Below are 2,169 nucleotides of genomic sequence, written 5' to 3' on the forward strand. Positions count from 1 at the left end.
GGGCCTCGGCAAGACCGTCGTCCAGGCACTGCAGTCGCTCGACGTCGGCACGGCCTTCAACGCCGGTCTCGCCATCGTCGTCATGGCCATCGTGCTCGACCGGGTCACCACGGCGGCCGCCGGACGCGACGAGGCCGCCCGCCGCTCGGGCGGCCGCTTCCTCACATGGCGCCGGCCGCTGCTGGCGGCGGGCGGGGTCGTGGCCGCCGTTCTGGTCTACTTCTCGCACACCTACGTCTGGGCGGCCGAGTTCCCCGGCGAGGGCAGCACCGGAAGCCACATCGCCAGTGCCGCCGACACGGCCACCACCTGGATGCAGGACCATCTGTCGGGCATCACCAACGCCTTCCGGGACGCCCTCACCAACGGTCTGCTCAATCCGTTCCAGACCCTGCTCACCGACTCACCGTGGTGGCTGATCGGCGCCGCACTGGTCGGTTTCGGCGCGGTGCTCGGCGGCCGGCGGGCCGGGGTGACGGCGGCCGTGTGCGTGGGGCTGCTGGTCGGCACGGGGCTGTGGTCGGACAGCATGACCACGCTGGCCTCGACCGTCGTGGCGACCGTGCTCGTGATGCTGCTCGGCGTCGTCTTCGGAGTGTGGATGGGCCGCAGCACGCTGGTCGACCGGGTCGTCCGGCCCACCCTGGACGCGGCTCAGGTCATGCCGCCGTTCGTCTATCTCGTGCCGTTCCTCGCGCTCTTCGGCGCCACCCGGTTCACCGCCATCGTCGCGGCCGTCGTCTACGCGGCGCCCGTCGCGATCAAGATCATCGCGGATGGGGTGCGGAACGTGCCTCATACCACCGTGGAGGCGGCATCCTCCGCCGGGTGCAACACCTGGCAGATCATCACCAAGGTTCAACTGCCGATGGCACGCAGCGCCCTGACACTCGCGACCAACCAGGGCCTGATCTACGTGCTGTCGATGGTTGTTGTGGGCGGCCTGGTAGGGGCCGGCGCCCTCGGCTACGACGTCGTGGCCGGGTTCTCGCAGGGAGAGCTGTACGGAAAGGGGCTGGCGGCGGGACTCGCCATCGTACTGCTCGGAGTCATGTTCGACCGGATCACTCAGGCTGCGGCGCGACGCACCAGGGCATAAGGAGCAGGACACCATGGCAAGACACTGGCGAGCCGGCGCGGCCGGCCTGGCCGTCCTCGGCCTCACCCTCACCGCCTGCGGAGGGGCGAAGGTCGGCGACAGCTCGTCCTCCGGCGGATCGAAGAGCTCGGACGGCAAGTGCGGCACCTTCAACCTCGCCGTCAACCCCTGGGTGGGCTACGAGGCGGACGCGGCGGTCGTCGCGTACGTCGCGCAGCACGACCTCGGCTGTACGGTCGACAAGAAGGACCTGAAGGAAGAGATCGCCTGGCAGGGCTTCGGGACCGGTGAGGTCGACGCGGTCCTGGAGAACTGGGGCCACGACGACCTGAAGAAGAAGTACATCACCCAGCAGAAGACCGCGGTCGAGGCGGGGCAGACCGGCAACAAGGGCATCATCGGCTGGTACGTGCCGCCGTGGCTGGCCAAGGCCCACCCGGACATCACCGACTGGAAGAACCTCGACAAGTACGCGTCCAGGTTCAAGACCTCCGAGTCGGGCGGCAAGGGCCAGCTGCTCGACGGCGACCCGTCGTACGTCACCAACGACGCGGCGCTGGTGAAGAACCTGAAGCTGGACTACAAGGTGGTGTACGCGGGCAGCGAGACGGCGCTCATCCAGGCCTTCCGCACGGCCGAGAAGAACAAGCAGTGGGTCATCGGCTACTTCTACGAGCCCCAGTGGTTCCTGTCCGAGGTGCCGCTGGTGAAGGTGAACCTGCCCAAGTACACGACGGGGTGTGACGCCGACGCGGCGAAGGTCGCGTGCGACTATCCCGTCTACGACCTGGACAAGGTCGTCAGCGCGAAGTTCGCCAAGTCCGGCAGCCCGGCGTACAGGCTGGTGAAGAACTTCAACTGGACGAACGAGGACCAGAACACCGTGGCCAAGTACATCGCCGTGGACAAGATGTCCGCCGACGCGGCGGCCAAGAAGTGGGTCGAGGCCAACCGCGACAAGGTCGAGGCCTGGCTGAAGTAGCGAGCGGCGACACGTCTTCGACACCGTCGGCGTCACCGTCTCCGGCCAGGGAACGGTGACGCGTCGGCGACCCCGAAAACCCCTGAAC

The 2,169-nt window shown here is 68.0% G+C and carries 2 protein-coding genes; both read left to right on the plus strand.

What is annotated here, in order from left to right; genetic code table 11:
* Positions 1-1,099, plus strand: a 1,099-nt coding sequence (locus ACFW2E_RS45615; protein ID WP_384477731.1) for an ABC transporter permease subunit, incomplete at its 5' end; no start/stop codon positions are given.
* A 13-nt stretch (positions 1,100-1,112) separates the two neighbouring features.
* The gene (locus tag ACFW2E_RS45620; protein WP_384477734.1) at positions 1,113-2,081 is read left to right on the plus strand and encodes an ABC transporter substrate-binding protein; all 969 of its coding nucleotides are present in this window, start codon (positions 1,113-1,115) and stop codon (positions 2,079-2,081) included.
* Positions 2,082-2,169: the final 88 nt, after the last annotated feature.

Source organism: Streptomyces sp. NPDC058964, from assembly GCF_042741275.1.
Taxonomy (GTDB): Bacteria; Actinomycetota; Actinomycetes; order Streptomycetales; family Streptomycetaceae; genus Streptomyces.

Excerpts from the sequence above, each read along its gene's own strand:
- ACFW2E_RS45620 (WP_384477734.1), top strand. The coding sequence starts at position 1,113 with ATGGCAAGACACTGGCGAGCCGGCGCGGCCGGCCTGGCCGTCCTCGGC.